This is a genomic window from Streptomyces sp. NPDC020884 (assembly GCF_044333935.1).
GTDB lineage: Bacteria > Actinomycetota > Actinomycetes > Streptomycetales > Streptomycetaceae > Streptomyces.
The window spans coordinates 13,525-38,936 of the sequence record NZ_JBIRRY010000008.1 but is presented as its reverse complement, the minus strand read 5'-3'; the positions used below and the strand labels follow the sequence as shown (position 1 = coordinate 38,936).

Here is a 25,412-nt window from a genome sequence, read left to right as displayed (position 1 = left end):
CGTGCCGCTGCTTTATCTGGGTTGGATACCCGTCCATGCCCGGTTTGTCACCTCTGGTGGATGTTGTCACCCAACGGTTGAACCGCTTCCACTCGCAGTAACGGTCCTCCGGGCAGGCCAAAGACGTATACTACCGGCCTTTGACTTCAACGTCTAAATCCGTTCCGGCACCGGGTTGCCCGCGGCCACGACCGCCCGCCTCACCGGGACCCGCGCGAGCAGCACCGCGCCGAGGACGAAGAACACGATCAACGAGATGATCGCCTGCCGGTAGCTGCCGGTCATCTGGTACGCCAGACCGAACACCAGGGGCCCCAGCCAGCTCAGTCCGCGGTCGCTCATCTCGTACGCGGAGAAGTACTCCGCCTCCTTGCCGCGCGGCACCAGATGCGAGAACAGCGACCGCGAGAGGGCCTGGCTGCCGCCCAGCACCAGGCCGATCGCCGACGCCAGAACGAAGAAGAACACCGGCGAGCCGGCGGGCAGCAGGTACGCGGCGACCAGGATCACGGTCCAGATGACCAGCGACCCCAGAATCGTGCGCTTGGCGCCGTGCGTCCGGGCGAGCCGCCCCATGCCGAGCGCCCCCGCCACCGCCAGGACCTGCACCAGCAGTACGGCGACGATCAGCGTCGTCTGATTCAGGCCCAGCTCCTCGGAGCCGTACAGCGAGGCCTGCGAGATCACCGTCTGGATCCCGTCGTTGTAGACGAGATAGGCGAGCAGGAAGGAGAGCGTCAGCGGATGGCGGCGCATGTCGCGCAGCGTGGCCCTCAGCTGCTTCCACCCGGATCCGACCGCTCCCTCGCCGCCCGGCGGCACCCGGCGGTCGCGCAGCCGGCGCAGCGGTACGAGGGTGAACGCGCCCCACCACACCCCGGCCGAGGCGAGACAGATCCGCACCGCGTCGGACTCCGCGAGCCCGAAGGACTCGTGGCCGGTGTAGAGGATCAGGTTGAGGACCAGGACCAGGGCGCCCGAGGCGTAGCCGAAGGCCCAGCCGCGCGAGGAGACCGCGTCGCGCTCCTCCGGTTCGGCGACCTGCGGCAGGTAGGCGTTGTACAGGACCATCGACACCGAGATCGAGGCGTTGGCCACGATCAGCAGGAACGCGCCCAGCAGATAACGGTGACCGTCCAGGAAGAACATCCCGGCCGTCGCCGCGGCCCCCGTGTAGGCGGCCGCCGCCAGCAGCGGCTTCTTGCGCCCCGTACGGTCCGCGGCCGCGCCCACGATCGGCATCAGGACCACGGCCACCACGATGGACGCCGAGACGGAGTACGCGAACAGCGAGCCCGCGCGCACGGGTATGCCCAGGGGGTGCACGAAACCGTCGGGACCGGCCGCCGCCTCGGCGATCGACGTCAGATACGGACCGAGGAAGACGGTCAGCACGCTGGTGGAGTAGACGGAGCAGGCGAAGTCGTAGAAATACCAGCCGTGCCGCTCCCGTCTGCGGGCGGCCGCCGTCCCGTCGCCCGGCGGCGGTCCGGACGGATCGGCCTTCCCTGCGGTCCCGGTGCTCATGCCGCGTCCCCTCGGTCGTCCCCTGTGGACGCGGACGGACCGGGCGTCAGGACCAGGCCCCCCGCTCGCTCAGCACCGTACGCAGCGTCTCGATGTGATCGGTCATGATGCCATCCACGCCGAGGTCCAGGAGCGCCGCCATCCGCTCCGGTTCGTTCACCGTCCAGACGTGCACCTGGAGCCCGAGCGCGTGCGCGGCGCGGACGAAGCGGGCGTCCACCACCGGTATGCCGCCCTGCCGCTCCGGGACCTGGGCGCAGACCGCGCCCGCGCGCAGCGCCGCCGGGATCCCGTACGAGCGCAGGCACAGACCGAGGACGCCGCGCACGCCGTACGACGTGGCCAGCCGCGGCCCGGCCAGGCGGTGCGCGCGGGCCACCCGGGCCTCCGAGAACGAGCCGACGCAGACCCGGTCCCAGGCGTCGGTGCGGCGGATCAGGCCGAGCAGCGGCTCCAGCGCCGACTCGGCCTTGAGGTCCACGTTCCAGCGGGCCCGGGGGAACTCCTCCAGCAGGTCCTCGAAGAGCGGGAGCGGTTGGCTGCCCCCGACCCGGGCCCGGCGCACCGCGCTCCAGGGCAGTTCGGAGATCCGGCCCCGGGCGTCGGTGACCCGGTCCAGGGTCGCGTCGTGGAAGGCGACCAGCCGGCCGTCCGCCGTGGTGTGCACATCGGTCTCGAAATAGCGGTAGCCCGCCTCGGACGCCCGGCGGAAGGCGGCAGCGGTGTTCTCCACACCGTCCGCCGCCCCGCCGCGATGGGCGAAGGCGATCGGCGTCGGGTGGTCCAGATAGGGGTGGCTCGGTTTCACTGCGGCAGTATGGCCTGCCCGGATGCCGGGTCGGCAACGGGCCCGGAACCGGTGGGCGGCGCGGGGGTGGACGGCCCCCCGGAAGCGGGCGTGACCTCGGGGCCGGCGGGCGCGGGCAGTGCGAACATCCGCAGGAAGAACTGGGCCAGTGGGCCGATGGCCAGCGCGTACAGCACCGTCCCGGCCCCCAGCGAGCCCCCCAGCAGGAAGCCGGTCGCGACGACCGCCACCTCGATCGCCGTGCGGACCAGTCGGATCGAGCGACCGGTGAGGTGGTTCAGCCCGGTCATCAGGCCGTCGCGCGGCCCCGGCCCGAACCGGGCCGCGATGTAGAGCCCGGTCGCCACCCCGTTGAGGACGATGCCCAGGACCATCACGGGGACGCGCCAGCCGAGGCCCTCCAGGTCGCCGACCACGGCGAGCGTCCCGTCCATCGCCAGCCCGACCACGAAGACGTTCGAGACCGTGCCGAGCCCCGGCCGCTGGCGCAGCGGGATCCACAGCAGCAGCACCACCGCGCCGATGATGATCGACACGACGCCGATCGAGATCCCGGTCCGCTCGGCGAGGCCCTGATGCAGCACGCCCCACGGCTCCAGGCCCAACTCGGCCCGCACCAGGAGCGCCGAGCTGGCCCCGTACAGCGTCAGGCCGACGTACAGCTGGACCAGCCGCCGGGTGAGATGGGTGGTGCTCCGGCCGGTGGTCCTGGCCACGTCGTGCCCCCTGGGCTAGTGATAGTGGACTGCTTCATGTCACCCTGTGGCAGGGGATCGGCTGCCAACCATGGCCAATGTGATGAAGGTGGACTGATTTTCGATGGCGCAGTGGACATCGACGGTGGGAGCAGCCCAGTTCGCCCGGCAGCTCCAGTCGCAGCAGGCCCGGCCCACCGGACCCGGCGGCCGCAAACCGCCCGCCTACCGCGCGCTCGCCGACGGCGTACGGCTGCTCGTCCTGGAGGGCCGGGTCCCGGTCGCCGCCCGGCTCCCCGCCGAACGCGAGCTGGCCCTGGCCCTGTCCGTCAGCCGGACCACCGTCGCCGCCGCCTACGAGGCGCTGCGCGCCGAGGGATTCCTGGAGTCGCGGCGCGGTGCGGGAAGCTGGACCGCCGTCCCGGCCGGCAACCCGCTGCCCGCCCGCGGCCTCGAACCGCTGCCGCCGGAGTCGCTCGGCTCGATGATCGACCTGGGCTGCGCGGCGCTGCCCGCGCCCGAGCCCTGGCTGACCCGGGCCGTCCAGGGAGCGCTGGAGGAGCTGCCGCCGTACGCCCATACCCACGGCGACTACCCGGCCGGACTGCCCGCGCTGCGCCGGATGATCGCCGACCGCTACACCGCGCTCGGCATCCCGACCATGCCCGAACAGGTCATGGTCACCACCGGCGCGATGGGCGCGATCGACGCGATCTGCCACCTCTTCGCGGGCCGCGGCGAACGCATCGCGGTCGAGTCCCCTTCGTACGCCAACATCCTCCAGCTGATGCGCGAGACGGGCGCCCGGCTGGTCCCCGTCGCGATGGAGGAGGGGCTCGGCGGCTGGGACATGAACCGCTGGCGCCAGGTGCTGCGCGACGCCGCACCCCGGCTCGCCTACGTGGTGGCCGACTTCCACAACCCCACCGGCGCGCTCGCCGACGAACAGCAGCGCCGGGACCTGGTGGAGGCGGCCCGGTCCGCCGGAACGGTCCTGGTCGTCGACGAGACGATGAACGAACTCCGCCTGGACGCCGGCATCGACATGCCGCGCCGGGTCTGCGCCTTCGACCCGGCCGGCAGCACGGTCCTGACCGTCGGCTCGGCCAGCAAGGCCTTCTGGGCCGGGATGCGGATCGGCTGGGTGCGGGCCGCCCCCGACGTCATCCGCAGCCTGGTCGCCGCCCGCGCCTACGCCGACATGGGCACCCCCGTCCTGGAACAGCTCGCCATCAACTGGCTCATGGGCACGGGCGGCTGGGAGCAGGCCGTCGAGGTCCGGCGGAGCCAGGCGCGCGAGAACCGGGACGCCCTGGTCGCGGCGGTGCGCCGGGAGCTGCCGGACTGGGAGTTCGCCGTGCCGCGCGGCGGGCTGACGCTGTGGGTGCGCACCGGCGGCCTCTCCGGTTCGCGGCTGGCCGTGGCGGGCGAACGCGTCGGCGTCCGGGTGCCGTCGGGCCCCCGCTTCGGGGTCGACGGGGCCTTCGAGGGATACGTACGGCTGCCGTTCACGGTGAGCGGGCCGGTCGCCGACGAGGCGGCCCTGCGTCTGGCGGCGGCGGTGGACCTGGTGCGCTCCGGAGCGGGCGTCGGGGCCGACGCCCCGCGCAGCTTCGTGGCCTGAGGGCCCCCTCCGCCGAAACGCCCGCGGGCGGGAAGCGGACCTTCGCCGGTCCGCTTCCCGCCCGCGGTGCTGTGTCCGCGTGCTCAGCTCTCCGCGCCCGCCGGCTGCGCCTCCGCCAGCGGCTCGGCGGGGCGGGCCTCGGCTACCACCGCCTCGACCGGAACCGCCTCGACCGGACGGGCCCCGGCCTCCACCGCCACGGGGACCTGTTCCGTCGCCGGACCCTCGTCGGCGCTCTCCCTGACGGGCGCGGCCTCCATCGGGGCGGGCCGGTCGGGCAGCAGGTCGAGCACCGCCTGCCGGTGCGCGTCGCTGGTGGCGTCGTCGTACGGATCCGGGGTGGCCGGCACCTGGAGCCGCAGGACCGGGCCCGCGCCCAGACGTACGTAGCCGCGGCCCGCGGGCACCTCGGGCGGCGGCGTGGTGTGCGGTTCGGCGCCGAGCACGGCTTCGATCTGCTCGCGGGAGGCCGGTCCGAGGACGGCGCGGGCGCGCGTGTGGGTCCGCACGGTCTCCGTGAGGGTGTCCAGCGCGTCGAACTGCTCGGCCAGGACGACGGTGACCTGGGCCGCCCGGCCGTGCCGCAGCGGGATCCGGAGCAGCTCCTGAGGGTCGGGCCTGCCGTCGGCCGCCGCGAGATGGCCGAGGACGCCGGGGCGGTCCAGCAGGATCCACAGCGGGCGGCGGATGTCCTCCGGCGCCGGGCGGCCGGTCTGGCGGGCCAGGTTGGCGGTGATCAGACGCCGCTCCGTCTCGTGCGCCGCCCACTCCAGCGTGGCCAGTGCCCCGCCGAGCCCGGACTCCACGGCGAGGACGCCGGGACGCCCGGAGAGGGCGCCGTACTCACCGGTCCCGCCGCCGTCGACGATGATGACGTCGCCGTCCCGGAGGGCCTGGAGGGCGATCGAGCGGACCAGGGTCGTGGTGCCGCCGCCGGGCTGCCCGACGGCCAGCAGGTGCGGTTCGGTGGAGCGGCCGCCGGTCCGCCAGACGACGGGCGAGGCGTCGATCGTCGTGTCGCCGTCGCGCACGGGGACGGTGCGCGAGACGGCGTCCGGGTCGGTGAAGCCGAGGACCGTCTCGCCGGGGGCGGCGACGAAGCGCTGGGCGGCGATCGTCGTGGGGAGCGCGTCCAGCACGGTCATGACGAGGCGGTTGGCCTCCTCGTCCCAGCCGAAGTGGTACTCGCGGCCCCGACCGGACTTGGTGTGGAGCAGCTGCTCGATCCGGGACCGGGCGGCGGCCTCGCCGTCCGTGAAGTACGCGGGGTAGGAGATCTGCAGGCGGGTGAGCCGCCCGCCGTCGAAGGCGTACCCGTCGAAGGCCTTCTCCCAGTCGCCGCCGTGGGCGAACAGCGGATCGGGGTCGTCGGCCGTCGAGAAGTACGGCACGAGCGCCTCGTACAGCGACCGCAGGCGTGCGGTCTCCGACTCGTCGGGCCCGGTCCGCACCGGGGTCCGCTCCCGCCCCTTCCAGGCGGCAGCGCCCATCACCGTGATCAGGGCCAGGATCGGCCCGTAGGGGACGAGCGCCACCACGAGCACGCAGGCCGCGGCGAGGAACAGCTTGGGACCACGCCGTTCCTTGGGGGTCGCGACCCACTTCTGGCGGCCTGACACGGCCAGCAGGCGCAGACCGCGGATCACCGTGATCAGCGGATGGAGGACATCGGTGGCACTGTCGGCGGCCGTGCGCGCGATCTCTCTGCTGCGAGTGATCGAAGCGCTGCCGCTGCTCAGAATGCGGGGGAGTGGTCGCCGGGCCACGTCGGTCTCCTGAAGGGGTGGGAGCGGTTGCGGAGCGTCAGAACTTGATCCCGCCCAGCAGGCCGGCGAGGCTCGCCCCGCCGGCCGTGATGCTCGGCGCGATGGCGGTGCCGGCCAGATAGAAGCCGAACAGGGCGCAGATGATGGCGTGGGATGCCTTGAGCCCGTCCTTCTTGAAGAACAGGAAGACGATGATGGCGAGCAGTACCACGCCCGAGATGGAAAGGATCATGAGCGGTTCTCTCCTGGTTGAAGGGGACAGTCACCATGAGTCCTTCCAGGATCACGGGAAGTATCTATACGACAAAAGGTGCAATCGAGTGAATATCCCGCGCTTTCACTTGACTGGCCCACAGAAGTCGGCCCCCGGGGAGCGGCATTACCTCGTCCGTGCCGGGCAGGGAACAGCCGTGGTCATCCCTTGCCGCATCCGGACCGGGTCATGTCGGCCCGGGAGCAGTACCCTGTCGATTCACTCGTACGGCCCCGTGCCGTACTCCCCACCAGGTCAACCGCGGCGCTGACCGCCGCGGCAGCAGTCAAGGAAGGCGGTCCGTCCGATGAGCGAAACCCCCGATCCCGAGGTGGTCGAGCTGGCGACCAAGGTCTTCGACCTGGCCCGCACCGGCGAGACCGAGGCGCTCACCGCGTACGTCGACGCCGGAGTCCCCGCCAACCTCACCAACGACCGGGGCGACACGCTGCTGATGCTCGCCGCCTACCACGGGCACGCCGGGACGGTCGCCGCCCTCGTCGCCCGCGAGGCCGACCCGGACCGGGCCAACGACCGGGGCCAGACCCCGCTGGCCGGAGCCGTCTTCAAGGGCGAGGACGCCGTCGTCGACGCCCTGCTCGCCGGCGGCGCCGACCCGGCCGCCGGAACGCCGTCCGCGCTGGACACGGCCCGGATGTTCGGCAAGTCCGACCTGCTGGAACGCTTCGGTGCCCGGTGAGACGCCGGCGGACGCGACCATGAGAGCGTCCGCCGTGGGCTCCGCTGACCGGTCCGTCGTAAATGTGGTCGCGGTGGCGAAATGGCTGGGTCATCATGACGTCGCGGGCCCGCTCAGGGCCACCGACGAGAGGCAGAGGAAGATGCTCTACACCAGGCGAAAGACGGCGGTCGGCGGATCATGTCACTGCGCGGCGTAGCGGTGTCCCCCGGACACCCCCGCGTGCCGAGAGGCACGGGGTACTGCACAGTCCCGGTTGCGTCGACAGCTTGATGTGAGGCTTTCTCCCATGTTCGATCCGTTCATAGCGCCGAGCGGCACGCTGCTCGGCCTGTTGCAGAGGGGCCGTGGCGACGGCACGCTCCACGCGCTCGCCGCACCGCGCCCCGAGGCCCTCGCGGCTCTCAACTACTGCGTCGTGAGCGACCCCCGTCACGACTGGCAGGTGGAGAACCGCTCCCTTTATTACGCGCGCCTCTACCTCGACCTGGACGGCGGTATCGAGGAGATCGGGCGGCACCTCGCCGACCCCGACGACCTCATCGATACCGACGACTCCCGCACCGGCCTGGCGCTGTCCGTCCTCGGCCACCTCGCCTCCTACGGACGCGGCGACGCCCTGGTCCTGCTCCGCCGCTACGCGGCGACCGGCGCCAACTGGGCCTGGGCCCTGGACGAACTCGCCCTGCGCGACGACGACGCCGGCCTGCGCTCCCTCGCGCAGCCCGTCCTCGCCCGCTTCCCGGCCACCGACGAAGGCGCGGCCGACCTCGCCGCCGCCGTACGGGACGCCTTCGAGCCGCGCCCCTGGCGGCTGTGGGCCGACGACCCGCGCGAAGCGGTCGGCGCCCGGGTCAGGGCCGCCGGCGAACAGGGCTCGTTCGACCGCTGGCAACGCCAGATGCGCCCCGGGGGTCCCCGCCCCGGCTGGAGCGTCCAGGCCGTCTTCGACTGGGCCCAGCAGGCCCTGGAACGCGGCAGCGAACTGCACGTCCCCGCAGCGCGCTGCCTGTCCGCCGTCGCCGGACCCGACGACCGGCCCCGGATCGTCGAGGCCGCGCGCAGCGGCCCCGAAGGCGCCCGCTGCGCCGCCCTGCACTACCTCGCGGAGGCGGGCGACCCCGCCGTCCTCGACCTCATCGAGGCCGCCGCCGTCAGCTCCGCCCGCACCGTGGCCGACACGGCCATCGCCGCCTTCGAGCGGATGACCAGCGACGACGCCGTGGAGCGGGCCAGGCGCTGGGCCCACCGCCCCGACTCCCTCGGCGCATCCGCCGCCGGAGTGCTCGCCTGCCGAGGCACCGCCCAGGACGCTCCCCAAGTCCTCGGCGCGCTGCGGGAGGCCGTACGCGGCGACGGGCCCGACGCCCCCCGGCTGTGGACCCTCGTCGACGGAGCCGGCCGCCTCGGCATCGCCTGCGCCGCTCCCGTGCTGCGTCACGTCTACCGCGAGACGTCCTCCTCGCACCTGCGGGGCAGGGCCGCCCGCGCCCTGGCCGCCACCGACCCGTCCTTCGCGACCGGGTTCGCGGTGGAGTGCCTCTGGGACTGCGAGGAGACCACCCGGGAAGTGGCCGCCCTGCACGCCGAGACCGGGGACATCCGCGTCGCCGAACGGCTGCGCCGCCTCGCCGCCGACCCGGCCGAGGAGGCCGAGGTCCAGACGGCGGTACGGAGCCGGATCGGGCCGGACGCACCGGCGGTCTGACCGTACGCACCGGCATCCGACCGTACGCACGGGCCGTGGGAGGAGGGTCGCTGTCAGACCCTCCTCCTAGGCTTCCCATCATGGACATCAACGAGTGGTGGGGGCTCGTCGAACGGGCGCGCGACGCGGCCGGGGACCGGGCGGACGACCGGGACCCGCCCGACGACCCGCTCCCCGGCGCCCTGACCCGCGTGCTCGCGACCCTGGAGCCCGCGGAGATCGTCGACTTCGCCGTCACGGCCGAGGAGGTCACCGACTCCGCCTACCGGTGGCCCCTGTGGAACGCGGCCTACCTCATCGAGGGCGGCTGCGGTGACGACGGCTTCATGGATTTCCGCGACGGGCTCGTCCTGCTCGGGCGCGAGGTCTTCACCCGGGCGGTGGCCGACCCCGACTCGCTGGCCGCACTGCCGGTGGTGATCCGGATGAGCCACGGGGAGAGCGGCTGGATGGGATACGAGTCGCTGAACGTCCCCGTCGCCGAGGCCCACCGACGCCTCCGGGGCGAGAGCGTCTCCCTCGACGCGGCGGTGGAAGCGGCTCTGCGCGACCGCATACGCCCGGCGGACCCCGCGGGCGACACCTGGGACGCCGAGGACCCCGACGCGGCACGCCGGCATCTGCCCCGGCTGGCCGCGCTCTTCCTGGACTGAGCCGCGGCCCGTGCGCTGCCTCTGCGGGGCCGCGGGCGCGGGCACAGAATGGCGCCATGACCGGACGCTGGGAGTTCTGGATCGACCGGGGCGGCACCTTCACCGATGTGGTGGGCCGCCGCCCGGACGGCCGTCTGATCACCCGCAAGCTCCTCTCCCACGACCCCGGCCGCTACGACGACGCGGCCGTCGCCGGAATCCGGCTGCTCCTCGGTCTGGACCCCGGCGAACCGGTGCCCGCCGACCGGGTCGCCGCCGTCCGGATGGGCACCACCGTCGCCACCAACGCCCTGCTGGAGCGGCGGGGCGAACCGACCGTCCTGCTGATCACCGAGGGCTTCGGGGACGCGCTGCGGATCGCCTACCAGAACCGGCCCCGCCTCTTCGACCGGCACATCGTCCTCCCCGAGGCCGTCCACGAACGCGTGATCGAGGTCCCCGAACGGGTCGACGCCCGAGGCCGCACCGTACGGCCCCTGGAGCTCGCCCCCGTACGCGAACAGCTGCGCGCCGCCCACGCCGACGGTCTGCGCAGCGCCGCCGTCGTCCTCCTCCACGGCTACCGCCACCCCGCCCACGAGCGGGCCGTCGCCGAGGCGGCCCGTGCGGCAGGGTTCACCCAGGTCAGCAGCTCCCACGAGGTCAGCCCGCTGATCAGGCTCGTCCCCCGCGGCGACACCACGGTCGTCGACGCCTACCTCTCACCCGTCCTGCGCCGGTACGTCGACGAGGTCGCCGCCCGCCTCGACGGGATCCGGCTGATGTTCCTCCAGTCCAACGGCGGCCTGCGCGAGGCCGCCCGGTTCCGCGGCAAGGACGCCGTCCTGTCCGGCCCGGCCGGAGGCGTCGTCGGCATGGTCCGCACGTCGCAGCAGGCCGGATACGACCGGGTCATCGGGTTCGACATGGGCGGCACCTCCACCGACGTGTCCCACTACGCCGGCGCGTTCGAACGGGAGCTGGGCACCCGGGTGGCCGGGGTCCGGATGCGCGCCCCGATGATGAGCATCCACACCGTCGCGGCCGGCGGCGGCTCCGTCCTGCACTTCGACGGCAGCCGCTACCGCGTCGGACCCGACTCGGCCGGTGCCGACCCCGGGCCCGCCTGCTACCGCCGGGGCGGCCCCCTCACCGTCACCGACGCCAACGTGATGCTCGGCCGCGTCCAGCCCGGCCACTTCCCGGCGGTCTTCGGCGAGGGCGGCGACCTGCCGCTCGACGCCGGCCCGGTGCGCGAGCGGTTCACCGCGCTCGCCGACGAGGTGGGACGCGCCACCGGACGCCGGCCGGACGAGGCGGAGGTGGCGGCGGGCTTCCTGGAGATCGCCGTGCTCAACATGGCCAACGCGGTCAAGAAGATCTCCGTGCAGCGCGGCCACGACATCACCCGCTACGCCCTCACCGGCTTCGGCGGCGCGGGCGGCCAGCACGTCTGCGCGGTCGCCGACGCCCTGGGCATCGACACCGTCCTCGTCCCCCCGCTCGCCGGGGTGCTCTCCGCGTACGGCATCGGCCTGGCCGACGCCACCGCGATGCGCGAGCAGTCGGTGGAGGAGGAGCTCGACGCGGCCTCCCGGGAGCGCGTGGAGAGGCTCTGCGCGGAGCTGGCCGACCATACCCGCCAAGCCCTGCGCGCCGACGGCATGCCCGACTCCGCGATCACCACACAGGCCCGCGTCCTGCTGCGGTACGCCGGGACGGACGCGGCGCTGCCGGTGGCCCTGGACACGGAGACCGCCATGGCCGGGGAGTTCGCCGCCGCCCACCGGACCCGGTTCGGCTTCACGATGGACAAGCCCGTCGTCGTCGAGACGGTCTCGGTGGAGGCCACCGGGGCCACGGGCACGACCGGGGCCACGGGCACGACCGGGGCGATGGGCGCGACGGGGGCGACGGGGGCGATGGGCACGACGGGGGCCACGGGCGAGACCGGACCCACGGGCGTGACCGCCGCCGGGTCCGGGCCCGCAGATGACGCCGGGCCCGCTCCCGCCGCCGGCCCCCGCGGCGCCCCGCCCCGCCCGGCCGACACCGTGGACCTCCACGCCGAGGGGCGGTGGCAGCGGGCCCCGCTGTACCGCCGGGCCGACCTGCGTTCCGCCGACACCGTCACCGGGCCCGCCGTCGTCGCCGAGGACGACGCCACCACCGTCGTCGACCCCGGCTGGCGGGCCGACGCCGGGCCGGCCGGACACCTCGTCCTCACCCGCAGCCGCCCCCGGCCCGAACGCACCGCCGTCGGCACCCGGGTCGATCCGGTGATGCTGGAGGTCTTCAACAACCTCTTCATGTCGATCGCCGAGCAGATGGGCGTCCGCCTGGAGAACACCGCCCACTCGGTCAACATCAAGGAGCGCCTCGACTTCTCCTGCGCCCTGTTCGACGCCGAGGGCAATCTGATCGCCAACGCCCCGCACATCCCGGTGCACCTCGGCTCGATGGGCGAGTCGATCAGGGAAGTCCTGCGACGCAACGAGGGCGCCCTGCGAGCCGGCGACGTGTACGCCGTCAACGACCCGTACCACGGAGGCACCCATCTGCCCGATGTCACCGTGGTGACCCCCGTGTTCGACGAGGACGCAGGACCGGAGCCGGGCCGGCTCCGCTTCCTGGTCGCCTCGCGCGGGCACCACGCCGAGATCGGCGGCATCACCCCCGGCTCCATGCCCGCCTTCAGCCGGACGATCCACGAGGAGGGCGTGCTCTTCGACAACTGGCTGCTCGTCCGCGACGGCCGGCTCCGCGAGGACGAGACCCGCGCCCTGCTCGCCGCCGCCCCCTACCCCTCCCGCGCCCCGGACACCAACCTCGCCGACCTGCGCGCCCAGATCGCCGCCAACGAGAAGGGCATCGCCGAACTGCGGCGCATGACCGACCAGTTCGGCGCCGACGTCGTGGACGCCTACATGGGCCATGTCCAGGACAACGCCGAGGAGTCCGTACGCCGCATCGTCGCCGGACTGCGCGACGGCCACTGCCGCTACGAGACCGACAGCGGGGCCGTGATCGAGGTGCGGCTGACCGTGGACCGCGACGCCCGCGACGCGCACCTCGACTTCACCGGAACCTCGCCCCAGCAGTCCGGCAACGCCAACGCCCCCCGGTCGGTCGTCATGGCCGCCGTCCTCTATGTCTTCCGCACCCTCGTCGGGGCGGACATCCCGCTCAACAGCGGCTGCCTCAAGCCCCTGGAGGTGACCATTCCGCCCGGTTCGATGCTCGACCCCGCCTACCCGGCGGCGACCGTCGCGGGCAACGTGGAGACCTCCCAGGCGGTCACCGGAGCCCTGTACGGGGCCATCGGCGGCCTGGCCGAGGGCTCCGGCACCATGAACAACCTCACCTTCGGCAATGATCACGTCCAGTACTACGAGACCGTCGCCAGCGGCTCCGGAGCGGGCGACGGCTTCGACGGCGCGGACGCCGTGCAGACCCATATGACCAACTCCCGGCTCACCGACCCCGAGATCCTGGAGTGGCGGCTGCCCGTCCTGCTGGAGAGCTTCGCGGTCCGGGACGGCAGCGGGGGAGCGGGCCGGTGGCACGGCGGAAACGGCGTCGAGCGCCGCATCCGCTTCCTGGAACCGGTCACCCTCGCCCTGCTCTCCGGACACCGCCGCGTCCCGCCGTACGGAGCGGACGGCGGGGAACCGGGAGCGCTCGGGGAACAGCACATCGAGCGGGCCGGCGGCGAGGCGGTCCCGCTGGAAGGCTGCGACACCGCCGAACTGGCCGCCGGTGACGTGCTGGTGCTGCGGACGCCGGGCGGCGGGGGATACGGACCCGCACCGCGCGGAGCCACCGCCCGGGGCCGGTCGCATTAGCGCCGTTTCGACCGTTGTCAGTGCGAGGACCTAATCTGTCCCACGTGACTTCGCCTGCCTACCCGGACAACGCCTCGCCGCAGCTCAGCGCGGGGCCGCGGCCTGCCCCGGGCCCCGCCGCCGACGAGGGGCTCTCGCGGCGGCTGCGCGCGCTCGCGTGCACCGCGCCGCTGCACGACCTCGACGTGCGCAAGGCGAATCTGGCCGGCGAGTACACGGTGTACGCCATGGCGGAGGTCGCCCTCGCCGCGATCGACCACGTCACGCTCAACATGGACTTCGACACCGGAGCCGACCACGACCAGATAGTGGCCAGACTGCTGTCCCGGGTCGGCGCCCAGGCACCGGACCGCCCCGTCGCCGAGCACGAACGCGTCGCCCGCTGGGTCCTGGAGAACCTGATCAACGTCGGCAGCGTCGACCGCGGCTTCCGCGCGGTCTACGGCACCTTCGGCCCCGACGGCGTCTACGTCCGCCGGGACTACGACTTCAAGCTGATCGAGGAGGTCCCGGGCTACGGCGGCACGGTCTACCTCCGCGCCACCGACGAAGCGGTCAACGTCCTGGTCGGCGCGCTGGACACCGATGTCACCAGCGCCCAGATCGCCGCCGAGGTCAAGCTGGAGGTCCTCATCAGCCGGGGCCGCCTCGCGGACGCCCAGCTCGCCGCCGAACAGGCCCGCTACCGCACCGTGCAGTACGCCGAGACCCTGCGCCGGACCCTGGAGGCCACCCGGCGCAACGTCCGCGCCGTCGACTGGCTGCACACCGTCCCGGACATGATCGCCGAGGCCCTGGACCACGTGGCCGACCGCTACCGCCACGAGAACGCGATCCTGACCAACATCCGCAAGGCGCGCGACGAGGCGGAGGACCCCGAGCACAAGCGCCGGGCCGCCGAGCTCGTCGACATCGTGAAGGACTGCATCCGCCGCCACACCCAGCTCCAGTCCCGGCTCCTGGAGGCGGGCCCCCTCTTCCGCGCGGAACAGGACCGGCAGGCGTTCGCCCCGCCCACCGCCCACGCGGGCCTCGATCTGTACGGGCAGCTCCTCGCCCCGCTCCTCCCGCTCCCCGTCGAGCAGTCCACCCGGGCCACCGACGCCTTCTTCGCCCACGGCACCGGACTGCGCACCCCCACCTCCGTACGGGTCGGGGACCTGGTCGACCTGCTGCTCACCCCGCCCCTGGAGCGCGAGCACCTGGGCGCGGCGATGCCCGAGCCCGACCTGATCGCCACCCCGGACGACAGCCGGTTCAGCGAGGAGCAGCTCGCCCGCGCCATGACCCTGCTCGACCTCGAGCACGATGCCCCGCGCCGCCTCTCCGGACTGCTCGCCGAGGCCCGCCGTACCGGCGACACCGACCTGCCGTACCTGGTCGCCCTGCTCGCCGTCCACGCCGCCAGCCCGCCGGTCGGCACCGCCTACCGCCAGGGCGAGCGGCGGCTGCTGTTCGCCGTCGACGACGGGGCCGAGCTGGACGACCCGGAGTTCGGCGGCGCCGACCTGATCGTGGGCACGGCCCTGCTGGACGCCGTCGGCATGGCCGCCGACCGCCAGGAGGCCTCATGACCGGCCCCGCCCGCCTTCCGCACCCTCACCTTCTTCGCACCGAGGAGTCCCAGCCGTGAGCGACCACGACGCCGAGCACCCCGACGCGTGGACCGAGCCCTCCGCGTACACGGCTCCCTCCACGACGTACGCGGGCGACTCCGCGCACCCGGGCGGGGCCGAGCCCGCCGGACAGACCCCCCTCACCCCGGCCGACGCCGCCGACGCGGCCCGCCTGGTCTCCTTCGGGCTCCAGCCCAAGCTGCTGCCCGCCCGCGACGCCGAATACGCCGACCTGCTGCGGCGCTACCGGGAGGAGAGCGCCTTCGCCCGGCTCGCCGACGCCGTCGCCACCGGTCTCGGCCTCATCGTCCTGGAGGTCTCCCCGCGCGCCGGGATGGCCGTCACCGCGGGCGAGGACTCCGTCTTCGCCGTCCGCATGGGCGACTACGCCCGCCGCGCCTCCTCCGACGCCGCCGACCGCTTCCTGCACGGCCTCGCCCACCTCGCCGTCGCCGCCCTCGCCTTCCCCCGCCCCGAGGACCTCGCCGACGACGTGTACATCGGGCGCATCACGGTCAACGGCGTCGACGCCTTCGTCCGCCAGGCCTGCAAACGGCTGGAGGAGCGCGCCGAGGAGCAGGGCGACAACACCGATCCGGCCAGCGACACCCCCGGCCTCGAATCGGGCTGGCGGATCTACACCCGCCGCAGCGCCACCGGCGCCACCAAGGACGCCCGCCGGCTCGCCGGCTCCACCACCGGCATCATCGGCAAGGCCGTCGCCTTCCTCACCGACTCCGGCTTCCTCCAGCGCACCGGCGACGACGCGGGCGGCGCCTACCGCACCACCGCCCGCTACCAGCTCCAGGTCCGCGACATGGCGGGCAGCGCCGCCATGGCCGAACTGCTGGAGCTCGGCGTCGTCACCGTCACCGACGGCTCCGCCACCCTGCTGCCGCCGCCCGACCCCGACTCCATGGAGCTGGCCGCCGACGCGGGCCTGCCCTTCCACTCCTGACTCGCCCAGCCCGCACGCCCCCGCCGCTCTGCCCCGCTCACCGAACGACGAGAGTCCGCCGCCATGTACGAGTTGTCCCGCGTCCGCCTCTACTCCATCGGGCCCGCCGGTGCGCGCTACGCCGACACCGTCCTCGACCTGCGCGGCGTCGGCGCACCCGTTCCCAGCCCCGCCCCCGCCCAGGCGGAGTTCTTCGAGGACGAGCCGGTCGGCCCGCCCCGGCGGCCCGCACCCGCGGGCGTCCTCTTCCTGGAGAACGGCGGCGGCAAGTCCGTCCTGCTCAAGCTGATCTTCTCGGTGATGCTCCCCGGCCACCGCAACACCCTCGGCGGCGCCAGCTCCGGCGTGCTGCGCAAGTTCCTCCTCGCCGACGACTGCGGGCATGTCGCCCTGGAGTGGCAGCACACCCTCACCGGCGAGTGCCTCGTCGTCGGCAAGGTCAGCGAGTGGCGTGGCCGCCAGGTCTCCAACGACCCCCGCAAGTTCGCCGAGGCCTGGTATTCGTTCCGCCCCGGCCCCGGGCTCAGCCTGGACAGCCTGCCCGTCGCCGAGTCCTCCGCCGTCGGCCGCCCCGCCGAAGGCGTCTCCGGCGCCCGCGGCAGGCGGCGCACCATGAAGGGCTTCCGCGACGCGCTGACGGACGCGGGCAAGTTCTATGCGCACCTCGACGTGCACTGGGAAGAGATCCACGACCGCTGGAACGAACACCTCGGCGACCTCGGCCTCGACCCCGAACTCTTCCGCTACCAACGGGAGATGAACGCCGACGAGGGCGAGGCCGCCGGACTCTTCGCGGTGAAGAAGGACTCCGACTTCACCGACCTGCTGCTCCGCGCCGTCACCGACACCCGCGACACCGACGGACTGGCCGACCTGGTCAGCGGCTTCGGCAACAAGCTGGGCCGCCGCGCCGAGCTGACCGCCGAACGCGACTTCACCGCGGGCTCCGTCGACCTCCTCGGCCGGATCGTCGAGGCCACCGACACCCGGGCCCGCACCCGCGACGTCCACGCGGGCGCCGAACGCCGCACCCGCACCCTCGCCCGCCGCCTCTCCGTCCGCGCCGCCGAGGAGCGCGGCCGCACCGCCGAGCTGGCCGGACGCGTCACCGCCGCCGCCCACACCGTCACCGAAGCCGACGCCACCCGCGGCCACCGCGCCCAGATCGCCGCCGAGCTCGCCTACCGGCACGCCTCGCTGGCCCTGACCGCCGCCGAGAAGAGCGCCGCCGCCGGACGCAAGGAGCTGGTCGAGGCCCGCACCCTGCACGCCGCCTGGCAGGCCGCCGAAGCCGTCCTGCGCCACCGCGCCGCCGCCGACCGCTCGGCCAGGGTCGCCGTCGCGATCCGCGAGGCCGAACGCGACGCCGCCCCCGCCCTCGCCGCCCGCAGCGCCGCCGCCACCGACCTCGTCCGCGCCCTGCACAAGGCCGCCGAGGAGGGCGAGCGCGTCGCCAACGAGGAGGAGGAGCGCTCCGACACCCTCCAGGCCACCGGCGAACGCGCCCACCGCGACGCCACCGTCGCCGCCACCGAGGCCCAGCGCGCCCGCAGCGAGGCCGGACACCTGCGCCAGCGCCTCGCCGAAGTCGGCCAGGAGACCGCCGAAGCCGTCCGGGCCGGCTGGCTCGACGACACCGCGCCCGACGCCGACCCCGCCCGCGCCGCCCTCGCCGCCAGCGACGCCGAACAGTCCGCCGTCGCCGCCTGGGACACCGCCCGCGAGGCCGCGCGCGGAGCCGCCGACACCGCCCGCGAGGCGGCCGCCGCCGAGAGCCGCGCCGATCTGGCCGCCGCCCGCGCCGCCGACGGGGCCGGGGCGGCCGAGCAGAGCCACGGGGACGAGCTCCGCGCCGCCGAATCCATCGCCGCCGACCCCCGCCTGGGCGACCTGCTGGGCCTGTCCTCCGGCACCGGCGTTCCGCACCCCCGCAGGGAAGCCGCCGACGAGACGCCGACGCCCGCGCAGAGCAGCACCGCGCGCACCACCGGCCCGGGAGGCAACGACGACGGCACGGCCGGTGCGGCCACCGCCGCCGAACCCGCCGCGGACCGCGCCGTGGCCCTCGCCGACCAGCCCGCCCCCCTCCAGCAGCCCCTGACCGCCGAAGAGTTCGACCGCGCCGCCGACGAGCTCCGCGACCTCCTCGACCAGTCCGTCGCCGCCGCCGAACGCCGCCTGTTCGACCTGCGCACCGCCGCCGCCGACGACGCCCGCATCCTCGGCGCCCTCGGCGAGGGCGGGCTGCTGCCCCCCGGCCCCGACGTCCTCGCCACCGTCGAGTATCTGGGCGAGCACGGCATCCCCGCCCTGCCCGGCTGGCGCTACCTGGCCCAGGCCGTGGACCCGGCCGACCACGCCGCCGTCCTCGCCGCCCGCCCCGAGCTCGTCGACGGCGTCGTCATCACCGACCCCGACGCCCACACCCGCGCCCGCGAGGTCCTCGGCAGCGCGGCCCTGCTGCCGCGCTCGGCCGTGGCCGTCGGCACCGCCGCCGCCCTCCTCGCCCCCGTCCCGGCCCCCGGCACCGGGTCCGACGCGCAGAACGACGGAGTCTTCCTCGTCCCGCCGAACCCGGCCATGCATGACGAACACGCCGCCGACGAGGAACGGCACGCGCTGCGCAGCCGCGCCGCCGCCCGCGACGAGGACATCAGGACGCTCGCCGCCCGGCTCTCCGGGGACCGCGCCCTCGCCGCCCGGATCGGCTCCTGGCGCGCCGACTGCCCGCCCGGCATGCTCACCGAGCTGGCCGAGGCCGCGGCCCGTGCCCGTACGGCGGCCGAGGGCGCCGAAGCCGTCCTCGCCGAGGCCCGCACCGTCCGCGCCGAGGCCGACGAGGCCGCCGCCGACACCGCCCGGGTCCGCGACGAGCGCCAGGAAGCCGCCCAGCGGGCCCGCCGCGCGGCCGACGCCCTCGCCGGACTCGCCCACCGCCTGCGGGAGCGGGCCGGCTGGCAGGTCCGGCTGCGCGAACTGGTCGACGAGGCCGCCGAGTCCGAGGCCCGCGCCGCCGTCTGCCTCGACCTCGCCCGCGCCGCCGACGAGGACCGCAGGGCCGCCCAGCGCGCCGGGGACGACGCCCGCCGCACCGCCCGCGCACTGCGGGCCGAGCGCGCCGAGATCGCCGGCGTCCCCGAAGTCCTCCCCGAGCCCGACGCGTCCCGCGCCCGCACCGCGCTGCCCACCCTGCGCGAGGCCTACCGGGCCGCCTCCCAGCTGTACGAGAAGGTCGGCGTCGGCGCCGACCTGCGCGCCGAACAGGCCCGCGCCGAGAGCGACGAGAGCGCCGCCCTCGCCGAGCTGGACCGCCTCACCAACAAGGTCCGCACCCGCGCCGCCCAGCTCCTGGAAGGCACCGACGGAGCCGACGGCCCCTCCCGCCAGGCCGCCGCCGCCCGCGCCGAAGCGCACGTCCAGCTCCTGGAGACCCGCGCCTCCACCGCCAGTGAGCACCTGGGACGGCTGCGCGGCGAGGCCGAGCGGCTCGCCCCCGACGACGAGCGCCCGCACCACACCGAACTGCCGGACGACCTGGTCCCGGCCGACGCCGAGCAGGCCCAGACCCTCCTGCGCACCGCCACCGGGGAACTGGCCGCCGCCACCGGGGCCCTGGACACCGCCCGCGCCGCCCACAGCGAGCTGCTGTACGCCCACCGCACCGCGGAGGACTCCGCGGGCGGCTTCGACGAGACCGCGGCCCTGCTCCGGGACCTCCTGCGCGACCACGGCGCGGAGGACGGGAGCGAGGACCCCGACCCGTACCCCGGCACCCTGGAGGAGGCCCGGCAGTCCGCCGCCGAGGCCCGCCGCTCCCTGCGAGGCTGCAACGCCGACCTCTCGGCGGCCGAGAGCGCCGTCCGCGAAGCGAGCGACATCCTCGTCCGGCACGCCAACTCCACCCGGTACGAACAGGTCCGCACCCCGGCCCGCCAGCAGATCCGCGAGCTTCCCGCGTCCGCCCTGCCCGAGCACGCCCAGAAGTGGGCCGACGCCTTCGCTCCCCGGCTGCGCGTCCTCACCGACGAACTGATCCAGCTGGAACGCAACCGCGACTCGATCGTCGACCGGCTGCGCGGCCTGGTCGATTCGGCGCTCACCACCCTGCGCTCCGCCCAGCGGCTGTCCCAGCTCCCCGAGGGGCTGGGGGAGTGGTCGGGTCAGGAATTCCTCCGGATCCGCTTCGAGGAGCCCGACCAGGCCACCCTCACCGAACGCCTCGGCGAGGTCGTCGACGAGGCCACCCACGCCGCCCTCAAGAAGAACTCCGACCTGCGCAGGGACGGAATGTCCCTGCTGCTGAGGGGCGTCGAGGCGGCGCTGCGGCCCAAGGGCATCGCGGTGGAGATCCTGAAGCCGGACGCGGTGCTGCGCGCCGAGCGCGTCCCGGTCGGACAGATGGGCGACGTCTTCTCCGGCGGCCAGCTGCTCACCGCCGCCATCGCCCTCTACTGCACGATGGCGGCCCTGCGCAGCAACGACCGGGGCCGCGACCGTCACCGGCACGCGGGCACCCTGTTCCTCGACAACCCGATCGGCCGCGCCAACGCCACGTATCTGCTGGAGCTCCAGCGGGCGGTGTCGGACGCACTGGGCGTACAACTGCTCTACACGACCGGCCTGTTCGACACGACCGCGCTCGCCGAGTTCCCCCTCGTCATCCGGCTGCGCAACGACGCCGACCTCAGGGCGGGGCTGAAGTACATCAGCGTGGAGGAGCATCTGCGCCCCGGCCTGCCGCAGCAGGACCCGGACGGAGAGACGGTCCACGGCGAGATCACCGCGACCCGTATGTTCAAGCGGAGCGAACAGACCCCGGCCGCCCCCGACCCGGCCCCCGAACCGGGGGAGTGACGCCGCCCGGTCATGTGGCCGGGCGAGTGAAGCCGGCCGGCCACATGACCGACCGGGGCCGGGTCAGGCCCGGGAGAGGTCGCCGGTGTTCCGGCGGCCGCCTATGCCGCCGCCCGTGCCGTCCCGCTCGGCCGCCCGCTCGGCCCGGCGGGACCGGCGTCGCTCACGGCGTATCTGCCGGGCCGAGCTGCTCGGCACGGACACCACGCCGTTGCGCTGGTTCCACACCTGCCGGGTCACCCAGACGTCCAGCACCGCCCAGGTGGCGACCACCGTGCTGGCCACACTGCTGAGCACCATCGGGAAGGCCAGCCAGGAGCCGGTCAAGGTGCTCAGAAAGGCGACCATCGCCTGGATGATCGTCAGCGACATGATGAGAACGGCGCGCACGGCGGCCGTCCGCACCGCATCGGGCATACGCCGTTTCGAGGCCGGCTCCTCGACCCACAACTGCCGCGGGATCCCTGCCCCGTTCGAGGCGTCCACCCCCGCGGCCGCCGGTACTCCGGCGCTACCGCGCTCCTGCGTGCTCAAGGTCCTTCAACTCCCCACCACTGTCCGACTTCAGGGTGGCTGCCCGGCTTGCGCCGGTTCTACGCGGGCGGAACACGTCCGTCCTGCCGCGCACGACCCCACCGTGCGTCTACCCCGTACATATGGACGAACCACCCGTCCCGAAGATTCCCGTGAAAAGCGCCCGCAGGGCACAGAAGGTCACGGAGCGAAGAATTCCAGCCAACTGATACGTGCCGGTACCAGCACGTCCGGTCGGTATCCTCTGTCGCTTTCGCGAATTTCATCTCCGGGAATACCAGGACAACTCATGATCAAGTCCCAGGTGGACGGCTGAAAATCATCCGGACGTGTCTTCGAGTTGTCTCGGTGTCAGTAGTAGGCTCGCGCCGTTTATTGACACAGGGCCGAAGAACGGCCGGGAGAAGACTACCCCCGCGGTGCGGGGCCGATCTGGGGGAGGCCATGCGCTTTCGCGGGAAGTCCATCCGCAGGAAGATCGTGGCGTTGCTGCTGGTGCCGCTCGTCTCCCTCACAGGCCTGTGGGTGTTCGCCACCTACATCACCGGCCGGCAGGCCGGCGAACTGATGAACGCCGGATCCATCGTGGAGAAGGTCGGCCACCCCCTGGAGGACGCCGTCCGCGCCGTACAGGCCGAGCGGCGGCAGACCCTGGTGTACCTCGCCGACCCCCGGGCCTCCGACGCGCTCCCCGTCCTGATGGGCCAACGCGCCGCCACCGACCGCACCGTGGACGAGGTCAGGGAGAACGCGCGGGCCCAGGACGTCCGCGAGGCCCTGACCGACGCCGACGCCAGTCGTCTGGACGCGATCCTCAGCGCCGTCGACGGACTGGAGGCGCTGCGCGACTCGGTGGAGAAGCGCACCATCAGCCGGGCGAAGGCGCTGGACTTCTACAACGGCCTCGTCGACCCCTCGTACCGCTTCCTCAACGGACTCCACATCCTGGAGAACGTGTCGATGGACAAGCAGATGCGAGCCCTGGTCGGCGTCTCCCGGGCCCGGGAGACGCTCTCGCGCGAGGACGCGCTGATCGCCTCGGGCCTCATCGCGGGCCGCTTCACCACCACCGAACTGCGCCAGATATCCGGCCTGGTGGCTCAGCGCGAGCTGCTCTACGAGGTCAGCCTGGAGAACCTCCCCGCCGCCGAACGCCGACGCGTCGAGCAGTTCTGGGGGAGCCCCGACACCGAACCGCTGCGCACCGCCGAGGACGGCCTCATCGCCGCCGGCCCCACGAAGCGCCCCGGCACCGTCGACGCCGGCCGCTGGGAGGAGGCGGCCGTGCCCGTCCTCGACCGGCTGGCGGGCGACTCCACGGAGATGGGCAACCGCTTCCAGGACCGCGCCGAACCGGCCGGCTACCGGGTCCTCGCCCAGGCCGGGATCGCCGGAATCCTCGGCTTCCTGGCCCTGATCGTCTCGATCTTCGTCTCCGTGCGCATCGGCCGTGAACTCATCCGCGACCTCTCCCGGCTGCGCAAGGACGCCCACGAGGTCTCCGGCGTCCGGCTGCCGAGCGTCATGCGCCGGCTCGCCTCCGGCGAGCAGGTGGACGTCGAGACCGAGGCCCCGCACCTCAGCTACGAACCCGACGAGATCGGCCAGGTCGGGCAGGCGCTCAACACCCTCCAGCGGGCCGCCGTCGAGGCCGCGGTCAAGCAGGCGGACATGCGCCGCGGCGTCTCCGAGGTCTTCGTCAACCTCGCCCGCCGCAACCAGGTCCTCCTGCACCGCCAGCTCACCCTGCTGGACGCGATGGAGCGCCGTACGGAGAACAGCGACGAACTGGCCGACCTGTTCCGCCTCGACCACCTCACCACCCGTATGCGGCGGCACGCCGAAGGACTGGTGATCCTCTCCGGCGCCGCGCCCTCCCGCCAGTGGCGCAAGCCCATCCAGCTGATGGATGTGGTGCGGGCCGCGGTCGCCGAGGTCGAGGACTACGACCGCATCGAGGTCCGCCGCCTCGCCCGGATCGGCGTGGGCGGACCCGCCGTGGCCGACCTCACCCACCTGATCGCCGAACTCCTGGAGAACGCCACCGTCTTCTCGCCCCCGCACACCGCGGTCCAGGTGCACGGCGAACGCGTCTCCAACGGCTTCACGCTCGAAATCCACGACCGGGGTCTCGGCATGCCCCCCGAAGTCCTCCTCGACGCCAACCTGCGGCTGGCCGAGACCCCCGACTTCGAGCTCTCCGACACCGACCGGCTGGGTCTGTTCGTCGTCAGCCGGCTCGCCCAGCGGCAGAACGTCCGGGTCTCCCTGCAGAAATCGCCGTACGGAGGCACCACCGCGGTCGTCTTCATCCCGGCGGCCCTGCTCACCGACGCCCCCGACACCCACGGCACCGGGTTCCGCCTCGACCGCCGGGCCGAGCGGGCCATCGGCAGCGGCCGGACCGTCGACGCGGCGCAGGGCGCGCCGAGCAAGCCGTCGGGCGGGGAGCGCCGCGTCAACGGCAGGTCCGCGGTCCTGTCGCCGGTCCCCACCGGGCTCACCGGACCGGGCGTCCTGGACGGCCCGGTCGAGTTGGAGGCCCCGGTCGGCCCCCTGGACTTCGCGGGCGACCCGCTGGACCGCTCCGCCGATCCGGCCCTGGACCCGGCCCTCGGCCCCGTCCTGGACGGCGTCTCCGACCTGGAGGACACCGAGAGCGAGCGCGGCGGCATCTTCCGCGCCCGTGACCTGCGCCGCGACGGTGACCGCGAGCCCCGGCGCGACGAGCCCGGCGGCCCGCGCCGGGACAGCGAGCGGGACCAGCACCAGCAGGCCCGCGACCACGGCGACGAGGTCACGGCGGAGGTCCGCCCGATGCGCCCCGCCGGACCCGTGCCGCTGCCCCGCCGCAACCCGCCGACGCTGGTCACCGACCGGGGCCGCCGGGTCGACGCCCCCGGCGACGCGCCGGTCGCGCCCCCGGCGCAGGCCACCGGGCCGGTCCCGCACAGCGCCGACAGGTCCTCCGGGGCGGCCGACGGGCCCCGTACCTCCGACGCCCCCTGGAACGCGCGAGCCGCCGCCTACCGCACCACCGGGACGTCCCGCGCCACGGAGCCGTCCCGCTCGGCGGAACCACCGCCCGCACCCGGGGCGCGGCGCGGCGCGACCCCGGCGTCGGACGGCCCACCGGCCCCCGACACCGTCGGCGGACTGCCCCGGCGGGTCCGGCAGGCCAGCCTCGCCCCCCAGCTCCGTGAGGACTCCGCGGACCGCACCCCGCACCGTGCTCCGCCCGTCGACACGTTCGACGACGTCGAGCGCGACGCGGACGAGGTGCGCGACCGGATGGCCTCGCTCCAGCGCGGCTGGCAGCGCGGCCGCCGGCAGAACGCCGACCCCACCGAGAACACGGCGAACACAGAACCCGCTGAGACCACCGAGACCACCGGCGGCCCCGGCGGCACAGCACCAGGAACCACTCCGGGAGGGGACGGTCGATGACCGCACCGAACGCCGCAGCACACAACCCAGCACGTCATGGCTCGGGCGAACTGAACTGGCTGCTCGACGAACTCGTCCAGCGCGTCGCCAGCATCCGCAAGGCGCTGGTGCTCTCCAGCGACGGACTCGCCACCGGCGCCTCGGAGGACCTGACCCGCGAGGACAGCGAGCATCTCGCCGCCGTCGCCTCCGGGTTCCACAGCCTCGCCAAGGGCGTGGGCCTCCACTTCGACGCCGGCCGGGTGCGCCAGACCGTCGTCGAACTGGACGAGGCGTTCCTCTTCGTCACGGCCGCGGGCGACGGCAGCTGTCTCGCCGTCCTGGCCGACGCCGACTCGGACGTGGGCCAGGTCGCGTACGAGATGACGCTGATGGTCAAGCGCGTGGGGGCCCATCTGGCCAACGCCCCACGGACGACCGGTCTGCCCGCCGGAGGGTGAGCGTG

The 25,412-nt window shown here is 74.0% G+C and carries 16 protein-coding genes; 10 read left to right on the top strand and 6 right to left on the bottom strand.

Annotation, left to right across the window (positions count from 1 at the left end; genetic code table 11):
* Positions 1-153 precede the first annotated feature (153 nt).
* The 3 genes from ACH4UK_RS23735 to ACH4UK_RS23725 are packed head-to-tail and all read right to left on the bottom strand — an operon-like array spanning position 154 to position 3,051.
* Positions 154-1,527: an MFS transporter gene (locus ACH4UK_RS23735; protein WP_398359311.1), complete on the bottom strand. Its 1,374-nt coding sequence runs from the start codon at positions 1,525-1,527 to the stop codon at positions 154-156.
* 46 nt (positions 1,528-1,573) lie between these two features.
* Entirely contained in the window at positions 1,574-2,335 is a 762-nt protein-coding gene (locus ACH4UK_RS23730) for a glycerophosphodiester phosphodiesterase (RefSeq protein ID WP_398359309.1), read from the bottom strand.
* Entirely contained in the window at positions 2,332-3,051 is a 720-nt protein-coding gene (locus ACH4UK_RS23725; RefSeq protein WP_398359307.1) for a YitT family protein, read from the bottom strand. The genes ACH4UK_RS23730 and ACH4UK_RS23725 overlap by 4 nt, the downstream gene beginning before the upstream one ends.
* A 103-nt stretch (positions 3,052-3,154) precedes the next feature.
* On the opposite strand from ACH4UK_RS23725, the gene ACH4UK_RS23720 reads away from it, so the two are divergent.
* Complete coding sequence (locus ACH4UK_RS23720) at positions 3,155-4,654, top strand: PLP-dependent aminotransferase family protein (protein WP_398359306.1); 1,500 nt, start codon at positions 3,155-3,157, stop codon at positions 4,652-4,654.
* A gap of 83 nt (positions 4,655-4,737) precedes the next feature.
* On the opposite strand, the gene ACH4UK_RS23715 is transcribed toward ACH4UK_RS23720, so the two are convergent.
* Entirely contained in the window at positions 4,738-6,420 is a 1,683-nt protein-coding gene (locus tag ACH4UK_RS23715) for a hypothetical protein (protein WP_398359304.1), read from the bottom strand.
* Positions 6,421-6,457: 37 nt separating this feature from the next.
* The gene (locus tag ACH4UK_RS23710; RefSeq protein WP_398359302.1) at positions 6,458-6,652 is read right to left on the bottom strand and encodes a hypothetical protein; all 195 of its coding nucleotides are present in this window, start codon (positions 6,650-6,652) and stop codon (positions 6,458-6,460) included.
* 328 nt (positions 6,653-6,980) lie between these two features.
* Between ACH4UK_RS23710 and ACH4UK_RS23705 the strand changes: the two genes are divergently transcribed.
* From ACH4UK_RS23705 to ACH4UK_RS23675, 7 genes are all read left to right on the top strand, one after another.
* On the top strand, positions 6,981-7,373 hold the full coding sequence (locus ACH4UK_RS23705; RefSeq protein ID WP_398359300.1) for an ankyrin repeat domain-containing protein: 393 nt from the start codon (positions 6,981-6,983) through the stop codon (positions 7,371-7,373).
* Positions 7,374-7,662: 289 nt separating this feature from the next.
* Entirely contained in the window at positions 7,663-9,081 is a 1,419-nt protein-coding gene (locus ACH4UK_RS23700; RefSeq protein ID WP_398359298.1) for a HEAT repeat domain-containing protein, read from the top strand.
* Between the two features lie 80 nt (positions 9,082-9,161).
* Complete coding sequence (locus ACH4UK_RS23695; RefSeq protein ID WP_398359297.1) at positions 9,162-9,734, top strand: DUF4240 domain-containing protein; 573 nt, start codon at positions 9,162-9,164, stop codon at positions 9,732-9,734.
* Positions 9,735-9,790: 56 nt separating this feature from the next.
* Entirely contained in the window at positions 9,791-13,558 is a 3,768-nt protein-coding gene (locus ACH4UK_RS23690) for a hydantoinase B/oxoprolinase family protein (RefSeq protein WP_398359295.1), read from the top strand.
* Between the two features lie 44 nt (positions 13,559-13,602).
* Positions 13,603-15,132: a hypothetical protein gene (locus ACH4UK_RS23685; RefSeq protein ID WP_398359293.1), complete on the top strand. Its 1,530-nt coding sequence runs from the start codon at positions 13,603-13,605 to the stop codon at positions 15,130-15,132.
* Between the two features lie 55 nt (positions 15,133-15,187).
* Positions 15,188-16,132 carry a hypothetical protein gene (locus ACH4UK_RS23680; protein ID WP_398359291.1) on the top strand — a complete coding sequence of 315 codons (945 nt, stop codon included), beginning with the start codon at positions 15,188-15,190 and terminating at the stop codon, positions 16,130-16,132.
* Positions 16,133-16,195: 63 nt separating this feature from the next.
* Positions 16,196-20,986 carry a hypothetical protein gene (locus tag ACH4UK_RS23675; protein ID WP_398359289.1) on the top strand — a complete coding sequence of 1,597 codons (4,791 nt, stop codon included), beginning with the start codon at positions 16,196-16,198 and terminating at the stop codon, positions 20,984-20,986.
* A gap of 63 nt (positions 20,987-21,049) precedes the next feature.
* Here the strand turns inward: ACH4UK_RS23675 and ACH4UK_RS23670 are convergent, their stop codons facing one another.
* Complete coding sequence (locus ACH4UK_RS23670; RefSeq protein ID WP_398359287.1) at positions 21,050-21,403, bottom strand: hypothetical protein; 354 nt, start codon at positions 21,401-21,403, stop codon at positions 21,050-21,052.
* A gap of 561 nt (positions 21,404-21,964) precedes the next feature.
* Here ACH4UK_RS23670 and ACH4UK_RS23665 point away from each other — a divergent pair.
* Positions 21,965-24,967 (top strand): nitrate- and nitrite sensing domain-containing protein, encoded by a 3,003-nt coding sequence (locus ACH4UK_RS23665; protein ID WP_398359285.1) that lies wholly within the window; start codon positions 21,965-21,967, stop codon positions 24,965-24,967.
* Entirely contained in the window at positions 24,964-25,407 is a 444-nt protein-coding gene (locus ACH4UK_RS23660; protein WP_398359283.1) for a roadblock/LC7 domain-containing protein, read from the top strand. The genes ACH4UK_RS23665 and ACH4UK_RS23660 overlap by 4 nt, the downstream gene beginning before the upstream one ends.
* Positions 25,408-25,412 lie beyond the last annotated feature (5 nt).